21 protein-coding genes and 1 tRNA gene are annotated in these 23,805 nt (G+C 29.1%); 14 read left to right on the plus strand and 8 right to left on the minus strand.

Going from position 1 to position 23,805, the window contains the following annotated elements; genetic code table 11:
• Positions 1-590: 590 nt before the first annotated feature.
• Both L8U41_RS06255 and L8U41_RS06260 read right to left on the minus strand, forming a co-directional pair.
• Positions 591-667: transfer RNA gene (locus L8U41_RS06255), tRNA-Ile, on the minus strand.
• A gap of 52 nt (positions 668-719) precedes the next feature.
• On the minus strand, positions 720-1,829 hold the full coding sequence (locus L8U41_RS06260) for an FtsW/RodA/SpoVE family cell cycle protein (RefSeq protein ID WP_263728095.1): 1,110 nt from the start codon (positions 1,827-1,829) through the stop codon (positions 720-722).
• A 72-nt stretch (positions 1,830-1,901) separates the two neighbouring features.
• Between L8U41_RS06260 and L8U41_RS06265 the strand changes: the two genes are divergently transcribed.
• From L8U41_RS06265 to L8U41_RS06330, 14 genes are all read left to right on the plus strand, one after another.
• Positions 1,902-2,864, plus strand: a complete 963-nt coding sequence (locus L8U41_RS06265; protein WP_263728096.1) for an RluA family pseudouridine synthase — start codon at positions 1,902-1,904, stop codon at positions 2,862-2,864.
• On the plus strand, positions 2,818-4,032 hold the full coding sequence (locus tag L8U41_RS06270; protein ID WP_214126385.1) for a fibronectin type III domain-containing protein: 1,215 nt from the start codon (positions 2,818-2,820) through the stop codon (positions 4,030-4,032). Before L8U41_RS06265 ends, L8U41_RS06270 begins: the two co-directional genes overlap by 47 nt.
• Entirely contained in the window at positions 4,032-5,222 is a 1,191-nt protein-coding gene (gene trmB / locus L8U41_RS06275) for a tRNA (guanosine(46)-N7)-methyltransferase TrmB (protein WP_263728097.1), read from the plus strand. Before L8U41_RS06270 ends, trmB begins: the two co-directional genes overlap by 1 nt.
• A 46-nt stretch (positions 5,223-5,268) precedes the next feature.
• Positions 5,269-5,925 carry a cell division ATP-binding protein FtsE gene (locus L8U41_RS06280; protein WP_263725288.1) on the plus strand — a complete coding sequence of 219 codons (657 nt, stop codon included), beginning with the start codon at positions 5,269-5,271 and terminating at the stop codon, positions 5,923-5,925.
• Positions 5,912-6,718 carry an ABC transporter permease gene (locus L8U41_RS06285; protein WP_257397063.1) on the plus strand — a complete coding sequence of 269 codons (807 nt, stop codon included), beginning with the start codon at positions 5,912-5,914 and terminating at the stop codon, positions 6,716-6,718. The genes L8U41_RS06280 and L8U41_RS06285 overlap by 14 nt, the downstream gene beginning before the upstream one ends.
• Positions 6,715-7,890, plus strand: coding sequence for a murein hydrolase activator EnvC family protein (locus tag L8U41_RS06290; protein ID WP_257397064.1), 1,176 nt, complete (start codon positions 6,715-6,717; stop codon positions 7,888-7,890). Before L8U41_RS06285 ends, L8U41_RS06290 begins: the two co-directional genes overlap by 4 nt.
• A gap of 55 nt (positions 7,891-7,945) precedes the next feature.
• Positions 7,946-8,671 carry a UMP kinase gene (pyrH, locus tag L8U41_RS06295; protein WP_039628219.1) on the plus strand — a complete coding sequence of 242 codons (726 nt, stop codon included), beginning with the start codon at positions 7,946-7,948 and terminating at the stop codon, positions 8,669-8,671.
• An 8-nt stretch (positions 8,672-8,679) separates the two neighbouring features.
• Entirely contained in the window at positions 8,680-8,898 is a 219-nt protein-coding gene (locus tag L8U41_RS06300; protein WP_039618002.1) for a DNA-directed RNA polymerase subunit omega, read from the plus strand.
• Positions 8,882-11,071 carry a RelA/SpoT family protein gene (locus L8U41_RS06305; protein ID WP_263707356.1) on the plus strand — a complete coding sequence of 730 codons (2,190 nt, stop codon included), beginning with the start codon at positions 8,882-8,884 and terminating at the stop codon, positions 11,069-11,071. Before L8U41_RS06300 ends, L8U41_RS06305 begins: the two co-directional genes overlap by 17 nt.
• Before the next feature lie 11 nt (positions 11,072-11,082).
• Complete coding sequence (gene tyrS, locus L8U41_RS06310) at positions 11,083-12,285, plus strand: tyrosine--tRNA ligase (protein WP_263682967.1); 1,203 nt, start codon at positions 11,083-11,085, stop codon at positions 12,283-12,285.
• Complete coding sequence (locus L8U41_RS06315; protein ID WP_039628221.1) at positions 12,285-13,382, plus strand: nitronate monooxygenase; 1,098 nt, start codon at positions 12,285-12,287, stop codon at positions 13,380-13,382. Before tyrS ends, L8U41_RS06315 begins: the two co-directional genes overlap by 1 nt.
• On the plus strand, positions 13,375-15,318 hold the full coding sequence (locus L8U41_RS06320) for an N-acetylmuramoyl-L-alanine amidase (RefSeq protein ID WP_412175028.1): 1,944 nt from the start codon (positions 13,375-13,377) through the stop codon (positions 15,316-15,318). The genes L8U41_RS06315 and L8U41_RS06320 overlap by 8 nt, the downstream gene beginning before the upstream one ends.
• Positions 15,315-17,153 (plus strand): bifunctional tRNA (5-methylaminomethyl-2-thiouridine)(34)-methyltransferase MnmD/FAD-dependent 5-carboxymethylaminomethyl-2-thiouridine(34) oxidoreductase MnmC, encoded by a 1,839-nt coding sequence (gene mnmC, locus L8U41_RS06325; RefSeq protein WP_263728099.1) that lies wholly within the window; start codon positions 15,315-15,317, stop codon positions 17,151-17,153. The genes L8U41_RS06320 and mnmC overlap by 4 nt, the downstream gene beginning before the upstream one ends.
• A gap of 130 nt (positions 17,154-17,283) precedes the next feature.
• Complete coding sequence (locus tag L8U41_RS06330; RefSeq protein WP_263725284.1) at positions 17,284-18,114, plus strand: hypothetical protein; 831 nt, start codon at positions 17,284-17,286, stop codon at positions 18,112-18,114.
• Here the strand turns inward: L8U41_RS06330 and rseP are convergent.
• From rseP to L8U41_RS06360, 6 genes are read right to left on the minus strand one after another with little or no spacing between them, the layout of a single operon-like run.
• Positions 18,111-19,217, minus strand: coding sequence for an RIP metalloprotease RseP (rseP, locus tag L8U41_RS06335; RefSeq protein ID WP_263728100.1), 1,107 nt, complete (start codon positions 19,215-19,217; stop codon positions 18,111-18,113). The genes L8U41_RS06330 and rseP overlap by 4 nt on opposite strands.
• Before the next feature lies 1 nt (position 19,218).
• Entirely contained in the window at positions 19,219-19,749 is a 531-nt protein-coding gene (pgsA, locus tag L8U41_RS06340; protein ID WP_263728101.1) for a CDP-diacylglycerol--glycerol-3-phosphate 3-phosphatidyltransferase, read from the minus strand.
• Between the two features lie 51 nt (positions 19,750-19,800).
• Positions 19,801-20,580, minus strand: coding sequence for an enoyl-ACP reductase (locus L8U41_RS06345; protein ID WP_087689753.1), 780 nt, complete (start codon positions 20,578-20,580; stop codon positions 19,801-19,803).
• Positions 20,580-21,476 (minus strand): 4-hydroxy-tetrahydrodipicolinate synthase, encoded by an 897-nt coding sequence (dapA, locus tag L8U41_RS06350; protein WP_263708897.1) that lies wholly within the window; start codon positions 21,474-21,476, stop codon positions 20,580-20,582. The genes L8U41_RS06345 and dapA overlap by 1 nt, the downstream gene beginning before the upstream one ends.
• Positions 21,466-22,719, minus strand: a complete 1,254-nt coding sequence (locus L8U41_RS06355; protein WP_263728102.1) for a M16 family metallopeptidase — start codon at positions 22,717-22,719, stop codon at positions 21,466-21,468. The genes dapA and L8U41_RS06355 overlap by 11 nt, the downstream gene beginning before the upstream one ends.
• Positions 22,716-23,774, minus strand: coding sequence for a quinone-dependent dihydroorotate dehydrogenase (locus L8U41_RS06360; RefSeq protein ID WP_263728103.1), 1,059 nt, complete (start codon positions 23,772-23,774; stop codon positions 22,716-22,718). The genes L8U41_RS06355 and L8U41_RS06360 overlap by 4 nt, the downstream gene beginning before the upstream one ends.
• Positions 23,775-23,805: the final 31 nt, after the last annotated feature.

Here is a 23,805-nt window from a genome sequence, read left to right on the forward strand (position 1 = left end):
TTGTAATTGATTTAAAAAATAGCAAGATTTTAAAAGCAATACAAGAGAGATGTTTTAAAGAATTTGGGTAATGTAACTAGGTTTAATAGATATATGCTTTTAAAACAAGGTTTTACAAATCCAAATTCACAAGATGAAGTTTTATATGATGATATTAAATCAATAACATAGATTGATATAAAGGTTTATATCAATCTGGATATAAATTTTAAATAAAATTTACCAAGAAGCTTTTTTATAAAGACTATATATTTTTTAAAAAAGTATTTTTAAACCAAAGTTTTTACTATGATAATAAAACCTATCATTTAAGAAATTAAACTTAAAAAATGAAAATTTGATTATCAAAATTCCTAGTGATTTTTCAAAGCTTTAGAAAATATTATAAAGTATGATAATAGCTCACATAGTATAATTAGTTTTATCTATGAAAAAGATTTATACCTAATATATAATTTAGGTGTAAAATAAATTATTATTATTATGGTTGTTTATATAATATACAAAAAGCTATTTTTGAAAATATAAAAACTCTTTTTTAATATTTTGAATATAATTTGCCAAAAAAACACTCGGGAGTAAAAAATAAATGGTGGATTTAGCAGGACTCGAACCTGCGACCAACCGGTTATGAGCCGGTTGCTCTAACCAACTGAGCTATAAATCCGCCAGAAGTTAAAATAAAAATGTTATTATATCTTTATTTCCTTAATTTAAATTTAGAATTTTATTTTTACTGCTTTTTCTATTGCTAAATATCTAAAAGTTATTAAATTTTGTAAAATTCCAAAGAAAATCATAAAAGTAGCAAAAGAACTTCCCCCATGACTAAAAAATGGCATAGGTATACCAACAACAGGAGCAAAACCTATGGTCATTGATATATTTACTGCTACATATATGAAAATAAATAAAGCAATGCAATTTGTCACTACTCTTGTAAAATAATCATCTTTGAGCTTATAATTTAAACTCAATAAATGAAAAATGAGTAAGGTATAAAGTAATATGATTACAACCGCACCGATAAAACCAAATCTTTCAGACAAATATGCAAAGATAAAATCACTCGTAGAAATAGGTAAAAATTTAAAATGTGTTTGTGTAGCTTCATCGGCCTTTTTTCCGTTCAAACCACCGCTTCCTATTGCAATGATGGATTGTTTTACATGGTAACTTGGCTCTTCAGCTAAGAAATCATGAATTCTTTGTTTTTGATAAGGTTTTAAAAAATCACTATAAATAATAGGCGAAGCTATAGCTATAGCTAAAAAAATACTAAGCCAAATTTTATAATTTACTCCTATGATAAAAAGTGTTCCAAAGCCCACTATTAAAAGCACTAAAGCTGTTCCTAAATCAGGTTCTCCTGCTATAAGTAAAAATGGGAGTAAAATATAAAAACTTAGCTTTAAAAATTGTTTTAAACCATAGCCATTATGAGGTGGTGGGTTTTGATAAATCAAATAAGCTAGCATTAAAATAAAAGAGGGTTTGAAAATTTCAGAAGGTTGTATGGTAAAATGCGTAAAAGGTATCTCAAGCCATCTTCTAGCTCCAAGTTTTTCAACACCAAAAATATCCACACTCAAAAGCAAAGCTATATTAATCCAATATAACACAGGTATAAGCCACATTAATCTTCTTAAAGGTAAAAAGAAAAAAAATGCAAATCCTGCAAAACCTACTAAAGTATAGATAAATTGTTTTTCGGCTAAGCGTGTATTTGCTTCATAAATTAAAAGAAAAGATATAGCTATGATAGGCAACACTAAAAGAGGTTGAACAAAATCAAAATGCGTTAGAATTCTTCTATCAAGTTTTATCAAAGCTAACCTTTTTTACAAAATATTGTGTAATTATATGCTAAAATTGCAAATTTTATCACAAGGAAATATAATATGCTAAAAATTTCATCACTTTGTGAAGAAAGATTGGATATTTTTTTATCAGATATACTTAAGCAAAGTCGTTCGCAAGTTACTAAACTTATCAAAGAAAACTGCATATATATTAATGAAAAATTAGAAAATAAAAGTTCTAAAAAAATAAAACAAAAAGATGAAATAAGTATTTTTTTACCTTTAGTAAAAGAAGCTAAAGAAAGCTACACGCCTGAGTTTGATATAGAAATTTTATATGAAGATGATGATGTTTTAGTTTTAAACAAAGCTCCTAATGTTGTCGTACATGGTGCAAGTAGTGTTAAAGAAGCGACTTTGGTGGATTGGCTTTTACATAAGGGCTATGCTTTATCAAATTTAAATGGAGAGCATAGAGCAGGGCTTGTGCATAGACTTGATAAAGGCACAAGCGGAGCTATCATCATAGCAAAAAATAATCAAGCACATCAATTTTTAGCAAATCAGCTTTTAGATAAAAGTATGGGAAGATTTTATCTTGCTTTGAGTGACTTGCCTTTGAAAAATGATAAAATGAGTAATGAAAAAGCTATCATGCGTTGTCCTAATAATAGGCTTAAAAAAATTACTACAAATACCAAAAATCATTTAGCAAAAAATGCAAAAACAGATTTTATAAATTTATTAAGTGCTAAAAACTGCTCTTTAATAGCTGCTAAATTATATACAGGAAGAACCCATCAAATCAGGGTGCATTTGGCAGATTTTAATCGCTATATTTTAGGAGATGAATTATACGGATATAAAGGAAAAATAAAGTATAATAGAGTAATGCTTCATGCGTATTTGATTTATTTTATTCATCCTAGGACTAAAGAGTTAATGTTTATAAAAGCTCCTATGTTTGATGATTTTTATCAAATTTTAAAAGAAAATTTTACACAAGGAGAGATAGATGAAAAAACTTCACTGGATTATCTTAAGTTCTGCTTTGGCTTTTAGTGCTTGTAGTACAACTATGAGTTCGCCTCAAATTGCTCAAGTAAACGATACTTTACCAAAAATTTCAAATATTAAAAGTATAAGTGATATTACAAGCATAGCTTTTGAATGGGAACCTTTGTATGATCAAAATATAGCAGGCTATTACATTTATAGGGCAAATGCAGCTGGTGCACCTATGGAGCTTATAGCAAAAATTAAAAATAAATTTCAAACTCATTATACTGATACAAATTTAGAGCCAAATACAAGATATTATTATTCTATGAAAACCTTTAACGAGCTTGGACAAGTTTCTCAGGATGGCGTGAGTATAGAAGCTTTTACCAATAGAGTGATTGATCCAGTGCCTTTTGTGCAAGCTATTGTGGGTTTGCCAAATCGTGTAAAAATAGTTTGGAGACCACACCCTGATGTAAGAGTAAATTCATACATCATTGAGCGTGCAAACATGAAAGATATGAAATTTAAAGAATTAACTAGGGTTAAAAATCGCTTAAGTGCTGAATATATAGATGATTCACTAAAGCCTGATGAGAGTTTTCAATATAGAATCATAGCTTTAACTTATGATGGCATTAAAAGTACCCCAAGTAAAATAGTAGAATCAACTACTAAAGCACTTCCTCCTATGGTAAGTAATTTACAAGCAAGCAAAGATGCGCCAAGAAAAATCATTTTAACTTGGGATAAAATTGATTATGCTGATTTTGCTTATTATAAAATTTATTCTAGTTCAACTACCTTTTTACCTTTTAGCGTGGTAGCTAAAACTTCTGAAAATACTTATGAAGATGTAGTTAAAGGTGTGGCTGAAAAAAGATATTATAAAGTGAGTATGGTGGATAAAGATGGCTTGGAAAGTCCTATAGCAAGTGAGCCTGTAGAAGGTATTACCTTAGGGGCGCCATTAGCACCAAGTATTATTTTATGTGCTGTTGAAGATGATGGTATTAGAGTTGAATGGGTTGATAATGACGATAGAGCTAAAGAATACATAGTTAAACGAAGTGGAGGTGGAAGTAATGCTGTGTTTAAAGAGATTAAATCTAAACAATTAAAAGACATCACAGCTGTTCCTGGAAAAGTATATAGTTATGAAGTTATAGCTATTGATGCAAATGGTATAGAATCAAAAGCTTCTGATAAATTTACAGCGGTGAAATAATGCCAAATTTTAAGTGTAAAATTCTAAAAGAAATTCAACTTCCTTTTGAAAAAGATGGGGTTGAATTTTTATGGCTTGCTAAAGGTGAAAATGTAGACTTACTTTTTACGCGCATAAAGCAAGAAAACTTTTTTTTGCAGATTAAAAAAGATGAAAAAAAACAAGAATGGCTTATTAAGGGTGAAAAACACACTAAGCCTTCGCAAATTGGATATTTACAAAAAGCTTTACTTGTGTTTAAAGAAAACTTTACTCAAGATGTAGTTTGTGAAGCTGTAGCATTAAAACATACAAGGTTAATCCAAAAAACACCTTTAATCGCTAATGATTTAAAAGAATTACTAGAGCAAATAAAAAACAAAAAACAAATTTTTATTGAAATAGGCTTTGGAAGTGGTAGGCATTTGCTTTATCAAGCAAGATCAAATCCTGACGTGTTAATAATTGGTATAGAAATTTACACCCCTGCGTTAGAGCAAGTAGCTAAACTTGCCTTAAGTGAAAACTTAAATAATGTTTTATTAATAGAAACTGATGCAAGATTATTATTAAGCGTACTTGAATCTAACTTGATAGATAAAATCTTTTTGCATTTTCCTGTTCCTTGGGATAAAAAGCCTCATCGTAGGGTAGTGGGGTTAAATTTTGCAAATGAATGCGCTAGAGTTTTAAAAGAAAATGGGCAATTTGAACTTAGAACAGATAGTTTTTTGTATTTTGATTTTACTTTAGAAACTTTTTTAACTTTTTCGCATTTAAAAGCTTTAATCAAAAAAAATGAAAATTTAGAAATTTCAAGCAAATACGAAGATCGCTGGAAAAGACAAAATAAAGATATATATGATTTAATCATTAGTGGTTTTAGCAAGAGTGAAAGTTTAAGCAAGGATCAAAAATTTGTCATTGAAGATTTAAGATTAAACGCAGAAGAATTAGCTTGTATAAAAAAGAATTTTAAAAATGAAGTTTTTAAAGGTGAGGATTTTTTCTTGCATTTTGAAAAAATGTACATTAAAGATGACGAGCTTATCATTAAAATAGCTTTTGGTGCTTTTTATAAGCCCGAGCATGTTTATATAGCTTTAAACGCACAAAAGATAGAATTTATTTTTGAGCAGCCTTTTAAAACTAAAGAAAATTTAAAAGCTATAGAAAAATTAAGAGAAATATTGTATTCTTATATTAAATAATAATGATTTAAATAATTATCAAACAAATGATAAGGAAAAAGCAGTGATGATAGAAGCCAAAAAGCTTTGTCTTGGTTATGATGAGCTTGTTATAGAAAATGCTAGTTTTTCGCTAAAAGATAATGATTTTGTTTTTATCACAGGAAAAAGTGGTAGTGGAAAATCAACTTTGTTGAAATCTTTTTATGGGGATTTGGAGCCAATAAGTGGAAATTTAAAGGTTTGCAATAATGATTTAGTGGATATTTCTAATGCTGAGCTTTTACAGCTTAGGCAAAAAATAGGAATTATTTTTCAAGATTATCGTTTAGTTCAAGAATTTAGTGTAGAAAAAAATGTAATGCTACCTTTGATGATTAAAGGTTATAGTAAGAATGTATGCAAAGAACAAGCCGCAAAGCTTTTAAAGCATGTAAATTTAACTTTCAAAGCTGATAAGAAGCCAGCTCAGCTTTCAGGTGGAGAGCAACAACGCGTGGCTATGGCAAGAGCTTTAGCACATAATCCAAAATTACTCTTATGTGATGAACCAACGGGAAATTTGGATGAGTATTCTTCAGATATTATATGGACTTTATTAAAATCAGCTAGAGAAATACTTGGAACTTGTGTAGTTGTTGTTACGCATAGAATTCCTACTAATTTAAGACTTGATTATCGTCGTTTTAATATAGAAAATGGGAGAATGAATGAAATCATTTAAAAATCATCTTTCTTTGATATTTGCTTTAATGGTAATGATGTTTGCTTTTGAGTTTTTAATCATTACAAACAAAACTATAGAGCATTATGAAAAACTTTTAAATAAAGATTATAATATTATTTTAGTAGGTAAAACTCATTTGGATAAAAAAAGCATAGAGGATCAAGTAAATCATTTTCAGTCTTTAGAAATTTTAAATCCAAATGAAATGATAGATAGACTTAAAAATGATATATCAGCTAAAAATATAGAAGTTTTAAAGGCTACATTGCCAAAATTTTATACTTTAAAACTCAATAAACTTTTATCAGAAGATGAGCTAAATACTTTAAAAGATAAGCTTTTAAAAAATCCTAATATTACTAGAGTGGAGACTTTTGCAAAAACGCATACAAAAATTTACAAACTTTTGGTTTTGGTGAAATTTTTATTATGGTTTTTCTTGTTTATTATAATATTGCTTAGTTTTGTATTATTGCTTAAGCAAATGAAAATTTGGCTTTTTGAGCATACTCAAAGAGTTGAAATCATGTGTTTACTTGGAGCACCGTTTTGGTTTAGATCTTTTATGCTTTATAAGATTGTTTTTATTGATTGTTTTATAGCATTTTTGTTGCTTGTATTATTTTTTACCCAAGTTTATGATCTTGAATCCATTAAACTAGCCTTACAAAGTGTGGACATTAGCTTACCTAAAATAAGTATTTTCACACATTTGTTTTTGATTTTTTTAGCAATGCTTTGTGTTTGTTTTGCTTGCGTGAATTTTGTAATGTTTAAGGTTAGAAAATGAAAAAATGCTTTTTGCTTTTTTTGTTTTCTTTTTCTGTTTTATTTGCAAATGAAATTGCACAAAAACAAAAAGATATTAAAGAAAATGAACGTATAGTAAAGCAACTTTCTAAAAAGTTAGAGGATTTAGCAAGTGAAATTTTAGATAATGAAAAAAATCTAAAAAAAATCGCTTCAGAAATTAGCACTTTAACTTCGAAAACTTCTAAACTTGAAAGTTCAGTAAAAACTCAAATAAAAGCGCTAGAGCAACTCAATGCGCAAAATAAAGATCTTTTGCAAAATAAAAACAAAATCGAAGGAAAAATAATTGATTTAATTGCTAAAGATTTTGCTTATGATTTGGCAATTCCTAAAAATTATATTGAAAGTGAAGATAGTATCATAGCTTTAGAATTAGTTGGGGTTTTGGATAAAATTTTCAAAGAAGAATTTTATCAAATTTCAAAAGATTATGAAAATATAAGTAAAAAAATAGAAGAAAAGCAAACTCAAATTACTACAATTAATAATAATTTAAAAGCCTATAAAGATCAAATCGATGAGCTTAAAAATCTTAGAAAAAAGCAAGAACAAGAAATAGCTAAGCAAAAAACAGATAAAGAAATTTATACTAGAAAACTTTCTAATTTACAAGCCCAACAACAAGAATTGAGAAAAACACTTAATAAATTAAAAATTATCAAAGAAAAAGAAGAAGAAAAATTAGCACAAAAAAAAGAAGATAAAAAACCAAGCTCAAATGTTAAACAAGTAGGCTCAAGTTATCAAACAAGCAGTGTTAAACGCTATAGTGGTCCTAAGACAATCGCTCCTTTAGAATCTTACACGGTAAAGCAAAAATTTGGAAATTATGTTGATCCTATTTATAATATTAAAATTTATAATGAAAATGTGGTTTTAAAAAGCGACAGTGCTAATGCTGCAGTAAGAAATGTCTTAGATGGTAAAGTAGTTTTTGCAAAAGCAACTCCAACTTTAAAACAAGTTGTGATTGTTGAAAATAAAGATGGTATACATACTATTTATGCGCATTTAGATAAAATTGCACCTGGTGTTAAAGTGGGTAGAAATATCAAAAAAGGTTATATTATAGGTAGGGTTGAAAGTGATTTAACTTTTGAAGTAACGCAAAAGAATTTTCATATCAATCCTTTAGAGATGATTAAATAAATTAGTTTTTTTTAATGCGAATTTTGATATAGTTTCAAATCAAAGGAGAAATTTAATGAACAATAAAAGAAAAAGAGTATTGGTTAAATTTTCTGGAGAAGCTTTGGCTGGAGAAAATGGGTTTGGTATAGAAAATTCAATTTTAAAATACATAGCTTCTGAAATAAAAAGCTTGATTAATGAAAATGTTGAAGTAGGTATAGTAATAGGTGGTGGAAATATCATTAGAGGGGTATCTGCTGCAAGAGATGGACTTATAAAAAGAACAAGTGGTGATCATATGGGTATGCTTGCTACTGTGATTAATTCTATAGCTATGCAAGAAGCATTAGAAAGCGCTGGGCTTGATGTAAGGGTTCAAAGCGCTATTCAAATGGAAGCATTCTGTGAAACTTATATCATGAGAAGAGCACATAGACACTTAGAAAAAGGACGTATAGTTATCTTTGCTTGTGGCACAGGCAATCCTTATTTTACAACAGATACTGCTGCGACTTTAAGAGCGGTAGAAATTCAAGCAGATATGATCATTAAAGCAACTAAGGTAGATGGAATTTATGATAAAGATCCTAAAAAATATGATGATGCAATTATGCTTAATGAGCTAAGTTATGAAAGAGCTTTGCATGATAATATTAAAGTTATGGATGATACTGCAATAGCCTTAGCTAAAGATAATGCTTTACCTATTGTGGTATGTAATATGTTTAAAGAAGGAAATTTATTAAAAATCATCCAAGGCGATATGAGTTTATGCTCTATTGTTAAAAATCAAGATTAAGGATAAAAATGAGAGTAGAACAAATAGCTGCAAAAGCATTAAAAAAACTAAAAGATGATAGATATAAACTAGCTCTTGTAGTAGCTAAAAGAGCTGAAGAGCTTGCAAATGGCGCAGAACCTTTAGTAAATTTAGATAAGAATAAATACAAATATACCGACATTGCTTTACATGAAATAGCAGAAGATAAAATCGTTTTAGAGGGATTTATTGAAGCTAGTAAATGATGAGTTATTGTTAGATAAACTTGTTGATGATGTTAAAAATTGTAAGGATTTACAAAGAGCAAAAGAAATCCTTTTTATGGTCTTTCCACAATCTGCTGTTTTAGAAAAAGCGGTAGATTTTTGTATTCAAAAACACGAAGGACAATTTAGAAAAAGTGGAGAACCATATGCGGTTCACCCTATATTAGTGGCTTCTTTTGTGGCATTTTTAAGCCCTGTACAGTCTATGATTATCGCTGCATTATTGCATGATGTGTTAGAAGATACAAATTGCAATGAAGAAGAATTGAGTTTAAATTTTGGTGAAGAAGTCACCAAATTAGTTCAAGGCTTAACCAAAATAGTCAGTATTAGAGAAGATCATCTTACACGCTCTAATTCTAATGAAAAACTTGCAAAATCTGCTTTGACTTTTAGAAATATGCTTTTAGCTGGTGTTGAAGATGTGAGCGTGCTTGTAATAAAGCTTTGTGATAGATTGCACAATATGCTTACTTTAAATTTTTTAAGAGAAGATAAACAAAAAAGAATCAGCGAAGAAACCTTGGTGGTGTATGCACCTATAGCTCATAGACTTGGAATTTCAAGTATAAAAAATTTGCTTGAGGATTTAAGTTTTAAGTTTTTATTGCCTGATGAATATGCACAAATTGATAATTATATAAATGCAAAAGATCAACAAATTCAACTTGGATTTAATGAATTTATCTCAAAAATAGAAATGTTATTTTTGGAAAATGGGTTTAGACAAGGTAGTTTTGTTATACACAAAAGAATTAAACATAATTATTCTATTTATTTAAAAATGCAAAGAAAAGGTGTAGGACTTGATGAAGTTTTAGACCTTTTGGGTGTAAGAATTTTGGTTGAAAAAGTTTATGATTGTTATTTGGCTTTAGGAATTTTACATACACATTTTAATCCTTTAATTTCAAGATTTAAAGATTATATAGCCTTGCCAAAACAAAATGGTTACCAAACCTTACATACAACGCTTTTTGATGCAAAAAATATCATAGAAGCTCAAATTCGCACCTTTGATATGCATAAGACTGCTGAATTTGGTGTGGCAGCGCATTGGAAATATAAAGAAGGAAATATAACAACACCAAATTTAGATTGGCTTGCAGATATTTCTATGCATGGTAAAGAAGATGGCAATGCTGTGCAAGATTGTGATGCTATCGAACTTTATGAATATGCAAAAGATAGTTTATATATAGAAGATATAGCAGTATATTCTCCAAAGGGTGAAATTTTTACTTTGCCGCGCGGGGCTACGGCTTTGGACTTTGCTTATGAAGTTCACACCAAAGTAGGACTTCATGCAAAAACTGCGTTTGTTAACCGCATGAGAGTACCACTTTTAACCGTGCTTAAAAATGGAGATATAGTTAGCATTGAAACTTCCGAAGAAGAATTTTTTAGATGTTCATGGATAGATAGCGTTAAAACAGGAAAGGCTAGAGCTAGTATAAGAGATTTTTGCAAGCAAAAGAAAAAAGAATTAAATAACAAAATTGCTGTTAATCTTTTATCTACTGTTTTTAATAAAGATTCTAAACTTATAGAAGAATGGCTTGAAAAAGAAAATTTTAATAAAAAGCTAAGACAAATTGCTTTGGATTTTAATTATTTTAAAGATGTAATTATTGCTCTAAGAAAATATATGGGGCAAAATCAAGCAGCTAAATTTGAACAAAATGAGCAAAAATTTGAAAGCATAGTGATTGGTTCTAATTATAAAATAACCACGATTAATTTTGATTATTGTTGTAGGCCTAAAAGAGGAGATGAAATCATTGCTTTTAGACATTCAACTGGAGCAACGATACACCATAAGCTTTGTGAACAAGCAATGAAAATGATAGAAGATAACAAAGAAATGGTTTTTGTTTTTTGGAATGATAGTTCGATAAAAAGTTACAAAATCATCGTTTCTATAGAAAATAAAAAAGGTTCTTTAGCAGATTTTCTAACTACTTTAGCTAAAATGCAGATTAATGTTTTAAGTATTAACTCAGCTGATTCAGAGCCAGTCGTTGCAAATTATTTTGAAGTACAAGTTGAGTTACCTAATAATATAGATCTTGAGAATGCAAAAGAAAGATTAAAATCTAGATATAAAATTTTAGATTTTACATCTTTAAATGATGCATATAATAATCACTAAAAAGGTTTTTTATGGATATTAATGAAATTATTAAAGAAATTAAACGAGGAATAGCAGAAATTATTGATGAAGAAAGATTAGTTTCTTTAGTAAAAAATTACTATGAAAAAGGTGAAAATTTTTTTGTAAAGGCTGGTTTTGATCCTACGGCTGCTGATTTGCATTTGGGTCATACTGTGGTTTTGAGCAAAATGGCTTTACTTCAAAAACATGGGGCTATAGTGCAGTTTTTAATAGGTGATTTTACTGCTCAAATTGGAGATCCAACAGGAAAAAGTGCTACAAGAAAAAAACTTGACAAAGAAGAAGTACTTAAAAATGCTAAAACTTATGAAGAACAAGTTTTTAAGATTTTAGATCCAAATAAAACTCAAATTCATTTTAATTCTAAATGGCTAAATGAGCTTGGTGCTGCTGGTATAGTAGAGCTTACTTCGACTTTTAGTGTTGCTAGAATGCTTGAGAGAGATGATTTTACTAAGCGTTTCAAAGAACAAAGCCCTATATCAATTTGTGAGTTTTTATATCCGCTTTTGCAAGGTTATGACAGTGTTGCATTAAAAAGTGATATAGAAATGGGCGGTACGGATCAAAAGTTTAATCTTTTAATGGGTAGACAGCTTCAAAGAGTATATAATTGCCAAAAAGAACAAGCGGTGATGATGATGCCATTGCTTGAAGGCCTTGATGGTGTAAATAAAATGAGTAAAAGCTTGGGAAATTATATTGGTGTAACTGAAAATGCCAAAGATATGTATGCTAAAGTTTTGAGTATTAGTGATGAATTGATGTTTAGATATTATGAACTTTTAAGTGAAAAAAGCTTAAATGAAATTTCACAAATAAAAGATGATATTAAAAATGGCTCATTGCATCCTAAAAAAGCTAAAGAAAATTTAGCTTTAGAAATTACTGCGCGTTTTCACTCAAGCGAGTGTGCTTTAAAAGCTAAGGAAGAATTTGACAAAGTCCATAGCGCAAAAGAACTTCCTAGTGATATGCCAAGTTTTACTTTAGAAGGTAGTATTTGGCTTGCAAAAGCTATAGTAGAGTGCAAAATGGAAAGTTCTACTTCAGCTGCTAGAAGATTGATTAATTCAAATGCAGTAAGTGTTAATGGAGAAAAAGTTCAAGATGAACAATTCCAACTAGAAAGCGGTGAATATATTTTACAAGTTGGAAAAAGAAAATTTGCAAAATTAAAGGTAATATGATGAGTTTTAAAGCTTTAAAAATTGGAAAGCATGAGATAAAATATCCTATTTTTCAAGGTGGCATGGGACTTGGTATAAGTTGGGACAAACTTGCTTCTGCAGTTTCTTTAAATGGTGGATTAGGGATTATTTCTTCGGTAGGAACTGGATATTATGAAAATAGAACGCATATAGATAAAGAGTTCAATGCAAAGCCTTATGGTAGTGATAATTTTTACTCAAAAGCAGGCCTAAAAGCTTTGATAGATAATGCTAGAAAGGTTTGTAAAGATGCACCTTTAGGCTGTAATATTTTATATGCAAGTAATAATTATGCGCAAATTGCTCGTAATGCTTGTGAGGTTGGTTTTAATGTGATAGTTTCAGGAGCAGGGCTTCCTACAAATTTGCCTGAATTTACACAAGATTATCCTGATGTTGCTTTGGTGCCTATTGTATCATCAGCTAAGGCTTTAAAAATTATCTGCAAAAGATGGCAAAGCAGATACAATCGCTTGCCTGATGCGGTTATAGTTGAAGGACCAAAAAGCGGTGGACATCAGGGTTTTACTTATGAGCAATGTTTAATGGATGAATATCAATTAGAAAATGTAGTACCACAAGTTGCACAAGAAATTAAAAACTGGGGAGATATACCATTAATCGCCGCGGGTGGAATTTGGGATAAGCAAGATATAGAAAAAATGATGTCTTTAGGAGCAAGTGGCGTTCAAATGGGAACTCGATTTATAGGAACTTTTGAATGCGATGCGAGTGATGATTTTAAACAAGTATTGCTAGATTGTAAAAAAGAAGATATTGAGCTTTTAAAATCTCCAGTTGGCTATCCTGCAAGAGGGGTAAGAACTAATCTTTTAAATTTAGTAGATAAAAGAATGGGGCCAAAAATTTCTTGTGTGAGTAATTGTGTTGCACCATGCGGTAGAGGTAAGGAAGCTACTAAGGTGGGTTATTGTATAGCAGATAGATTATATGATGCTTGGAGTGGCAAAAAAGAAACAGGCTTATTTTTTACAGGGGCTAATGGATATAGACTAGATAAGCTTATTAGTGTAGAAGAGCTAATGAAAAAATTAGTTAATGGCGAAGATGCTTAGAATATTTTTTATTTTTTTATTATTTTGTTTTAGTGTTTTTGCTAATGCAGAAGTTAAGAAATTTGATCAAAATTTCTTAACTTCTAATTCAGAAGAAAAACTACAATTACACCAGCAGTTAAAATCTTTGTATATACAAAGTGTGATTAATGATAATAATGAAGAAAAAAATGAGATTTTAAAAAGATTAATCATAAGTTCAAATTCTTTAGGCTTTGATGATAAAGCTTATGTGCAAGAGCTTAAAGAAAGCGGAGTAAGTGAAGAAGAAATTTCGCGTTTAAAAAATGCTTTAAAGGTTATACAAGATCAAAAAATAAAAAAAGAACAACCAAAAATTGAAACTAATACCACATTACCTATTAATAAAAAAGAAGATAAAAAAGAAGATAAAAAAGAAGATAAAAAAGAAGATAAAAAAGAAGATAAAAAAGAAGATAAAAAAGAAGATAAAAAAGAAGATAAAAAAGAAGATAAAAAAGAAGATAAAAAAGCTCCGGTGCAAAAAGAGCTTTTTGTACTTGATGTAAAGAAATCAGACAATGGTATCTTACTTGATTTAAGTGAAAAAATCAGCCAAAAAGACATTAAAAACTTTACTCTCAAAGGCGATAAGAATTTTCGTTATGTTGCAGATTTTGATGGGATTTTAAAAGGACCTAAGAGAACTTTTGAATTTAAAGATTTTGATATTATCGTATCGCAATTTAACCCAACAAGTATGCGTTTGGTCTTAAGTTCAAAAAAAGAATTAAAGATCAAAATAGAGCTTAAAGATCAAAGTCTTTTTATGGGACTTGAAAAAGTAGAAAAAAAAGAAGAACCCAAACCTATAGTTAAAAAACAAGAAGAAGCTAAAAAAACAGAAGTAAAAAAAGAAGTTGTTAAAAATGAGCCTTTATATATTTTAAAATCAAGTAAAGATAAAAATGGTGTTAATTTAAAATTAAACAATGATATTGATATTGAAGATATTAAAATCAATTCTTTTAAAGATGGTAAAACATATCGTTCTATTGTAAGCTTTGAAGCTATTTTAGAAGGTGATAGAAAAAAAATCGATATCAATAAAAATCAATCCATCACAATAGTGCAATTTAATAAAACTACAGTAAGGGTTGTTTTAAATTCTACTAGTGATTTTAAAACCAATCTTGATTTAGACGATGAGGAATTATTTATAGGATTTGAGAAAAAGGTTAAAAAAACACCAACAAAAACTACTTCAAAAACGGCAAAAGTTACCATTAAAAAATCAGGTAAAATCATAGTAATTGACCCAGGTCATGGAGGTAAAGATCCAGGTACTTTGGGTGATAAGGGTGTTAGAGAAAAAGATGTAGTTTTAAGCGTGGCTTTAAAACTTGGTAATGAACTTAAAAAACGCGGATATAGAATTTATTATACTAGAAGTACAGATAAATTTATAAACTTAAGAGATAGAACCTCTATGGCTAATGAAAAAATGGCAGATTTATTTATTTCTATCCATGCAAATGCAGCTCCAAATAAACAAAGAGCTAAAACTTTACAAGGTATTGAAACCTTCTTTTTATCGCCTGCAAGAAGCGAAAGAAGTAAAAAAGCTGCTGAGTTGGAAAATCAATCCGATTTTGAAGAGATGAATTTCTTTTCTAAACAAACCTTTTTAAATTTTTTAAACCGTGAAAAAATCGTTGCTTCAAATAAATTAGCTATTGATGTTCAAAAAAAGATTTTAAGTAATGTAAGAAAAAAATATAAAGTTGTGGATGGTGGAGTTAGAGAGGCTCCATTTTGGGTTTTAGTGGGTGCACAAATGCCTGCTATATTGATTGAGACAGGTTATATTAGTCATCCTAGTGAAAGAAATAGATTAACAAATAAAAATTTCCAAGAATTATTAGCTATTGGTATTGCTAATGGCATAGAGAGTTATTTTTATAAAAATCAATGAAAAAAGCAAATATTATCATTAAAAACAATGCGCCTTTTTCTTTGGATTTTGATGATTATTATTTTAATTCTAGCGATGGTTTAAGCGAGAGTGAATTTATCTACACTAATGCTTTTGAATTTCAAACAAAACAAACTATCATTGCAGAGCTTGGTTTTGGTATAGGTTTAAATTTTTTCCTCACTTTAAAGCGTTTTATAAAAGAAAAAAAAGAAAATCAAAGACTATTTTATCTTAGTTTTGAAAATTTTTATATAGAAAAAGATAAATTAAGAGAAATTTATAAAAATCTTGGTTTTTATGGGGAATTTAAAGAGCTTTTAGAGCAGTTTTTAAAATTTTATCCTCCATGTAAAGATGGAGTTTATAGATTTTATTTTCAAGATTGTTTTTTAGATTTGGTATTTGGCGATGCTAAAGAAAAGTTGCAAAATTTAGACTTTAAAGCTGATGTTTGGTATTTAGATGGTTTTGCTCCTGCTAAAAATCAAGAGATGTTTGATGAGGATATTATAAACAAAGTTGCCAAAAATTCAAAAATAAATGCCAAGGTTTTAACCTTTTCCTCTGCAAGCATTTTAAAAAAAGCTTTAATTAATAATAATTTTCAAGTACAAAAAATCAAAGGTTTTAGAAAAAGGGAAATGATACAGGCTATTTTTAATGGCCTTGAGTTTGAAGATAAATTTGCTTATTTTAACACTCCAAGTTTAAAAAAAGAGATACAAAAAATAGCCATCATCGGAGCAGGTATAACTGGAGCTAGTATAGCTTATGAGCTTTCTTTAAGAAATGTTCAAGTAGATGTTTTTGAAAAAGAAAATTCATTAGGAAAAGGTGCTTCTGGAAATATCAATGGAATTTTAAGCTCTTTGATTTTAAAACCTGATGTTTTATTGGGTGAGTTTTCACAATATGCTTTTTTAGAAGCAAGTAGATTTTATAGACAAATTTTAGATTTAATTCCACAAGGGGTTTATGAATTTGCTCATAATGAACTTATGCAAGAGCGTTTTGATAGTCAAAAAGATAATGTTTTATTTGAAATTATTAACAATCAAGCCTTTTTAAAAGATGGAGCATGTATAAAACCCCAAGAGCTTGTTAAAATGCTTTTGCAAAAAAGTAAGGCTAGGGTATTTTTTGAGCATGAATTTAAAGATTATTCTTATGAAAATGAAAAGTTTTCTTTGCAATTTAATAATCAAAAAACATTAAAAGATTATGATGTGTTAATTTATGCTCAAGGTGCTGATGTTAAGAATTTTTTAGAGTATAAACATATGAAATTAAGCAGTGTTAGAGGGCAATGCACTCATTTAAAACCATTTTTAAAAAATTCTCATGCTTTATCTTCAAAAGGCTATATTTGTCCTATCAATGAAGAATTAAATTTGCAACTTATTGGTGCAAGTTATGATAGATTTAATCAAGATACAACGCTTTCTAAAAAAGATGATTTGCAAAATATTGAGAATATAAAAGATTTTTTGCATGTTGAAAATTTAGAAATTATGGGTGGAAAAGTAGGATTTAGATCATATTCTAGTGATAGATTTGCCATAATAGGTCAAGCCTATGATGAAAATTTTTATATGCAAAATTATAAGGCGCTTTTATGGCATAAAAATAAAAGTCAAGTAGCGCCAAATGATTTTATTCCTTTGTATTTTTCTATCGCTCATGGATCTAGGGCTTTTGCTAGTGCTATTATTGGAGCTAGAATACTTAGTGCATTAATCTTTGATGAGCCAAAAATAGAAAAAGATTTTTTACATGCTACTCATCCTGCAAGATTTTTAATCAGAATGTTAAAAAAGGGAAAAATTTTATAATAAGTAGTTTTTTGTCTGAAATGCTATTAGCTATATTGTAAAAATATAATGCTATTATAAATATAGAGTTAGCAATATTTCATAATAAATGTGAAATTTTGCATCTTTAGAATAATACATTAGAGGTTGAGTGAAAAAATACATTTTTTTAAGCTGTATATGCATAAATGCATTTGCTTTAAATTTAGAAGAAAGCTTAGGTGAGGGTGAGGCTAATATTAGCAAATATCAAAAGTCAAACACTGTTTCTAAGCAAGTATTTTTTCAAAAACCACAAGAGTACCAAACTCAAAGTACAGATCTTAGTTCTTTTGCTAGTAATTCTTTAGGTCAAGTTTTAAATTTAAGCTCTAAAGATAAGACAGAGGCTAATTTAGACTATGATGCTTTAAATGTAAATATAAAAAATATTAATTCAATACTAGATTATGAAAATGCTACTTTACTTTTAGAAAAACAAGCAAGAATAGGGCAATTAGAACAAGCTTATTCTTTAGGACTTATTAATCGTTATGAATTTGATGAGTTTAATTTAGGTTTTAATTATTTTAATGATCAGTATAAAGAAGCTTATGAAAAAAATAGTTTTGGTGCTGAATTTCAATTTAGTCATTATTTTAAAGCATATGCTAATCACTATAATATAAAAGAAAATGATAGTGAAGATAGCACAGAGCTTGGTTTGATGTTTGATTTGCCTTATTTGAATGTTTTAAATGTAAATTCTAATATAAAAGAATTACAAAATCAATATAACATTACTTATTCTCCAATTTCTATTTTAGATTTATCACTTAATTATCAAGATGAAAAAACTAGCGCCAAAGATCAAACAGCAATGTGGGTAAGATTTAGACTAAATTATGAGCAAAGTTTAAGTAAGCAATTTTATAATAGTTTTTACCGTAAAAACAATATAGGTGAATTTAATCGCTATGATTTTGCTACTAGGACTTATTAATTACTCATAAAACGAGTAATATCATTATAAGTTACAAACACCATTAAACTTAAAAGTAAAGCCATGCCAAAATAACTAAGATATTCAAAACATACCTTTGGCACTTCTTTTTTAAAGACTAACTCATAAAGGTTAAAAAGTATATGCCCTCCATCTAGCGCTGGAATGGGAAGTAAATTTAATACTCCAAGGTTGATAGAAATTAAAGCGGTGATTAAAAATAAAACCACTATGCTAGTATTTGCTGCTTTGGAAGTTATATCCACCATAGTGATGATTCCACCCATATTCTTAGCGTCTAATTCCCCGCTGATGATTTTAGCAAGACCTTTAAAAATGAGCAAAGAAGCCTCTATGCTTTCTTCATAAGCATATTTTAAACTACTAAATCCTGGATGATAAATAGTAACAAACTCACCCTTAGGTGCTATGCCAATTAGTGGTTTTTGAACTTTTTGATAAAACTCATTATAACCTTGATCAATTTGTGGGGTTAGGGTGATGTTGATGAGTTTACCATCGCGTTCTATACTAAGTAAGGTTGGTTTTATATGCACAAGTTTACCGATTTCTTCAAAGCTTTGAATTTTAACTCCATCTATAGCTAGGATTTTATCTCCAATTTGTAAATTTACTTTTTGTGCAGCTGAGTTTGGTGCTATATTGCCAATAACAGGCGCAAGTTTTTGAACTCCTAAAAAACCTATGGCTATATAAAGTAAAAATGCTAAAAAGAAATTAAAAAATGGTCCTGCGAAAAGTATGTAAATTCTAGCTAAAGGACTTAAAGTGTTATAGCTATTTGGTTCGTAATTTTTTTCGCTAGGATTTAAATCATCTTGTCCTTTGAGTTTAACATAACCACCAAAAGGTAGAGCAGATAAGCGATATTCTGTGTTTTTGTAAGTTTTTTTAAAAACAGCTCTTCCAAAGCCTATGCTAAAAATCTCTACATCAACCCTCATATGTTTTGCGGCTAGAAAATGTCCTAACTCGTGAAAAAAAATTAAAAAAGATATAACCAAAAGCGTTATTAAAAAGCTAAAAGAATAAAATTTAAAGCCAATAGCTAAGATGATAAATAAAAATAAATATGATTTCAAATTATACCTTTTTTAAATGTTTTGTATAAGCTAGTATGTATTCAAAAGCCGAATAAAGTGTAAGTACTAAGGCAATAAACAACAATGTATTAGCAAAAGGCCATTGCATGATTAAAAATATAATAGCTATCATTTGAAAGGTTGTTTTTATTTTTCCTGCAAAAGAAGCACTTATGTCAAATTTTTCACTCACCATAACCACTCGAAAACCGGTTATAAAAAATTCTCTTACTAAAATAATATAAATCATCCAAGGATCGGCTTTTTGGGTGAGTAATAATCCTAAAAAAGCAGCCAAAACAAGCATTTTATCTGCTAGTGGATCTATAATAGCTCCAAGTTTTGTAGTTTGATTCCAAGTTCTTGCAATATAACCATCAAAAAAATCAGTCAAGGCAGCTATACCAAAAACAACACAAGCAAAATAATTTACCCAACTAGGATGAATATTTTCAAAATCATTAATAAGCAAAAAAAACAAAAGTGGAGCTAATAATATCCTTATAAATGCTAAGATATTAGGTAAATTCATTGTTTATTAATCCTTGTGTTTAAAGAAAATACCCCAAAATGGGGTAATGAATCATTTAAAAGTAGTACCACCATCTACGATTAAGGTATGCCCTGTGATCCAATTTGCTTTATCAGAACATAAAAATAAACATGCTCCTGCTAAATCTTGAGGTTGTCCAATACGGTTTAATGGACTAAGATTAATAGTTGCATTTTTAACTTCTTCATAATTTGTGAATGCTTTAAGCGCGTCAGTGTCAATTGGTCCACCACTTACTACATTTACACGGATGTTTTTAGAACCAAGTTCAGTTGCAGCATATCTTGCCATAGCTTCTACTGCTGCTTTAGCTGTACCGTGTCCTGCATAGTTTTCAATATGTACTAAATTTCCTGTTGAAGAAATAGATAATATACTACCCCCGCCGACTTTTTCCATTCTTTTTGCTGCTTCTTGTGCTCCAACAACAAAAGCATTTACAGTTGCTGTGAATATATTATTAATACCTTTTGGCTTTAATTTCATAAATTTAGTATATCCACCTACAACAGCACGACCTGAGATAATAGCATTAGAGATGAAAAAATCTATTCTGTCAAAATCTTGATCGATTTTTTCAAATAATTCTTTATAAGTTTCTGGTTCAAGTATGTTAAACTCATAAGCCTTTGCTTTGATTTTATAGTTATTTTCTAAATCTTTTACAATTTCTTGAGCTAAATCTGCATTAGAATTATAAGTAAAAGCTACATTGGCTCCTGCTTTTGCAAACTCATATACAATAGCTTTACCAATCCCTCTTGTTCCACCGCTAATTACTAAAGTTTTATTTTGAAAAAAAGTATCCATTAAAATCCTTTGATATTATAGTTTTTCATAATCGCTTCTATTTTTGCTAAATTGCAATCACTAGGTTTACAAAGTGGCAAACGATATTCTAAAGTAGGAGTTAAACCTGCTATATACATTGCTGCTTTAATAGGTATAGGATTGCTTTCGCAAAATAAAATTTTATTGATATTATACAACTCATCATTAATTTTTTTAGCTTCAATATATTTTTCTTTTAAAGCTAGATGAGTTAATTTTGAAATCATATCAGGAAGTAAATTTGAAGTAACTGAAATCACACCTTTACCACCATTTGAAAGTATAGGATAATTAATCGCATCTTCTCCGCTTAAAAGCATCATTCTAGGCTCATGTGCTAGCAAATCAACGCATTTATCAATGCTCCCGCTAGCTTCTTTTACCCCATAAATATTTTCACAATCTCTAAATAATCTTATAATGGTTTCTGTTTGAAGCTCACAACCTGTTCTTCCTGGCACGTTGTATAAAAGTACAGGTATATCTATACTTTTTGCTATTTCTTTATAATGTAAATACAAACCTTCTTGTGTGGGTTTGTTATAGTATGGAGTAACGCTTAAAATACCATCAGCTCCATGCTCTTGTGCAAATTTAGCCAAACTTACAGCTTCATGTGTAGCATTGCTTCCTGCTCCTGCTAAAACCTTACAAGAACTTCCCTTGCAAGCATCTAATGCTATTTCTATACAAATTCTATGTTCTTCATGGGTTAAAGTGGCACTTTCTCCGGTTGTTCCAACAGGCACTACTGCATCAATCCCATTTGCTATTTGTCTTTTGATGAGTTTGTGGTAAGTTTGTTCATCTAATTTTCCATTTTTAAATGGAGTTATTAAAGCTGTCATTGCTCCTATAATGATTTTATTGTCCATTTTCACCCCTTTTTAAGATTATTGTAGTAGATTTGTTTTCATTGAAATATTTTCTAGCACAATGAATTAAGTCATCTTTGCTTAGATCTTCTATATTTTTTTCATAATCAAGTAAAGGTTTTAAATCGCCTTTAGCAAGATAAGATCCATAAATATTTGCAACGCTACTTGCATTGCTTAGTGAAAAAATAAAATCACTTTTTACAGTATTTTTGATTTTTTCCATGATAGTATCATCAAATTTAGCATTTTTAACATCTTCAAGAATTTTTAAAAGCTCTTTTTCAACATCTTCTGCTTTTATACCTTCATTGCAAACACAAATAAATATAAATAAATTCTCATCTATATTTTCGCTTGCATAAGCATAAAATTCATTGATAAGTTCTAATTTATTAATTAAAATTTCGCTTATTAAAGAACTTTTTCCATTTCCCAAAAGTTCGCTTAATGCACAAAGTTTTGGCATATCTTCATGATTAAATGCAGGAATTTTATATGCAAGTGCTAATAATTGTGTATCGCTTTCTTTATGCAAGATCACACGTTTAGCACCATCTTGCTCAGGTTCTTTTTCATGAACTATAGGGATTTCTTTGGTATTTTTTATATCTTGAAAATGCTTTTTAGCTAAAGTAAATACTTCATCTTCATCAATATCACCACTCACAAGCAAAATAGCATTTTTAGGTTGATAAAAAGTTTGATGAAAATCTTGTATATCTTCTATTTTCCAATTTTGTATATCTTTAAAAAAGCCTATCGGGGTCCAGTGATATGGATGATGTAAAAAGGCATGATTGTATAATCTAAAATACAAATATCCCAAAGGATTATTATCAGTTCTCCAACGCCTTTCTTCTAAAACTACATTTCTTTCAGGTTGAAACTCATCATCTTTTAAATTTAAATTACGCATTAATTCAGCAAAAAGCCATAAAGATTTATCTAAATTTTCACTAGAGCATTTTATAAAATAATGCGTATAGTCAAAGCCCGTACTTGCATTATCCACTCCGCCAAAACCCTTGACTATCTCATCAAATTCACCTGCTTTTAAATTTTTTGTACTTTTAAAATTTAAATGTTCAAGCATATGGGCTATGCCGCTTTTTCCCATTTTTTCATTTCTTGAGCCAACTTTATAAAAAATATCTACACTTATAACTCCGCTTTTTTTATTAACAGGTAAAGTATAGACTTCAAGTTCATTTTCAAGGGTGATTTTTTTATAATTAATCATTTAAAATTAACTCCTATAGCTTGACTAATATGATTAAACCCATCTTGTTTTAAAAGCTCGATTAAACCTTGGTTGATGTTTTTAACAATACTTGGTCCTTTAAAAATCATAGCTGTATAAATTTGAACCAAACTAGCACCATTTTTAATGCGCTCATAAGCAAGTTCAGCACTATCTATACCACCACTTGCTATTAAAATAGTATTTTGATAAATTTCTTTAGCTACTTCTTTAAAAAATGTCGCACTTTTTTGGGTGATTAATCTACCACTAATCCCGCCAAAAGTTCTTGCATTATCAATCAAAGAATAATCTATACTAGTATTTGCCATGATAATACCATCAGCTTTTGCACTAATAGCGCTTTTACAAAGTGAAATTGCGCTGTCTATATTCATATCTGGAGCAATTTTTAAAATCACAGGTTTATTTGTGATTTCTTTTGCTTGGTTAAATAAAGTACTTACAAATTCCTCGCTTTGTAAATCTCTTAAATTCTTGGTATTTGGAGAGGATATATTAATTACAAATAAATCACATAAATCTTTAAATTCTTTTAATAAAATAATATAATCATTAATAGCTTCTTCATTTGGAGTGATTTTGTTTTTACCTATATTTGCCACTAAAGGTATGCTAAAAGGATAGACTTTTTTTACTTCTTTTGCAATAGCGTCTTTACCTTTATTATTAAAACCCATAGCATTTTGAATACTTTCTTGTTCAACAAGTCTAAAAAGTCTAGGTTTTTCATTACCATTTTGAGGTTTTGGAGTAAAAGTTCCATACTCTAAAAAACCAAAACCTAAAGCACTTAGCGGTCTTATCATGGTTGCATTTTTATCAAAACCACCTGCTAAACCCACAGGATTATAAAAATTTAAATTAAAAATTTCTTGATTTAAAATTTCATCATTTATTACACAATCTTTTGCAAAAAAACTAAGCCCTCCAGGAAATATACAATCTAGCGTCCGCATACTAAATTCAGCCAGAGCATGAGCATTTTCTGGATCTAATTTATATATTAAAGGTTTTAAGCTTTCATAAGTCATATTTTTCCTTTATTTGCAAAATAGCATATTG

It is taken from the genome of Campylobacter sp. RKI_CA19_01116, from assembly GCF_025771405.1.
In the GTDB taxonomy this organism is placed as follows: domain Bacteria; phylum Campylobacterota; class Campylobacteria; order Campylobacterales; family Campylobacteraceae; genus Campylobacter_D.

Excerpts from the sequence above, each read along its gene's own strand:
- tyrS (WP_263682967.1), top strand. The coding sequence starts at position 11,083 with ATGGATATTAATGAAATTATTAAAGAAATTAAACGAGGAATAGCAGAA.
- L8U41_RS06300 (WP_039618002.1), top strand. The coding sequence starts at position 8,680 with ATGAGAGTAGAACAAATAGCTGCAAAAGCATTAAAAAAACTAAAAGAT.
- L8U41_RS06355 (WP_263728102.1), bottom strand. The coding sequence starts at position 22,719 with ATGATTAATTATAAAAAAATCACCCTTGAAAATGAACTTGAAGTCTAT.
- L8U41_RS06315 (WP_039628221.1), top strand. The coding sequence starts at position 12,285 with ATGAGTTTTAAAGCTTTAAAAATTGGAAAGCATGAGATAAAATATCCT.
- L8U41_RS06285 (WP_257397063.1), top strand. The coding sequence starts at position 5,912 with ATGAAATCATTTAAAAATCATCTTTCTTTGATATTTGCTTTAATGGTA.
- dapA (WP_263708897.1), bottom strand. The coding sequence starts at position 21,476 with ATGGACAATAAAATCATTATAGGAGCAATGACAGCTTTAATAACTCCA.
- mnmC (WP_263728099.1), top strand. The coding sequence starts at position 15,315 with ATGAAAAAAGCAAATATTATCATTAAAAACAATGCGCCTTTTTCTTTG.
- L8U41_RS06290 (WP_257397064.1), top strand. The coding sequence starts at position 6,715 with ATGAAAAAATGCTTTTTGCTTTTTTTGTTTTCTTTTTCTGTTTTATTT.
- trmB (WP_263728097.1), top strand. The coding sequence starts at position 4,032 with ATGCCAAATTTTAAGTGTAAAATTCTAAAAGAAATTCAACTTCCTTTT.
- L8U41_RS06280 (WP_263725288.1), top strand. The coding sequence starts at position 5,269 with ATGATAGAAGCCAAAAAGCTTTGTCTTGGTTATGATGAGCTTGTTATA.
- L8U41_RS06265 (WP_263728096.1), top strand. The coding sequence starts at position 1,902 with ATGCTAAAAATTTCATCACTTTGTGAAGAAAGATTGGATATTTTTTTA.
- L8U41_RS06360 (WP_263728103.1), bottom strand. The coding sequence starts at position 23,774 with ATGACTTATGAAAGCTTAAAACCTTTAATATATAAATTAGATCCAGAA.
- L8U41_RS06320 (WP_412175028.1), top strand. The coding sequence starts at position 13,375 with ATGCTTAGAATATTTTTTATTTTTTTATTATTTTGTTTTAGTGTTTTT.
- pgsA (WP_263728101.1), bottom strand. The coding sequence starts at position 19,749 with ATGAATTTACCTAATATCTTAGCATTTATAAGGATATTATTAGCTCCA.
- L8U41_RS06345 (WP_087689753.1), bottom strand. The coding sequence starts at position 20,580 with ATGGATACTTTTTTTCAAAATAAAACTTTAGTAATTAGCGGTGGAACA.
- pyrH (WP_039628219.1), top strand. The coding sequence starts at position 7,946 with ATGAACAATAAAAGAAAAAGAGTATTGGTTAAATTTTCTGGAGAAGCT.
- L8U41_RS06270 (WP_214126385.1), top strand. The coding sequence starts at position 2,818 with ATGAAAAAACTTCACTGGATTATCTTAAGTTCTGCTTTGGCTTTTAGT.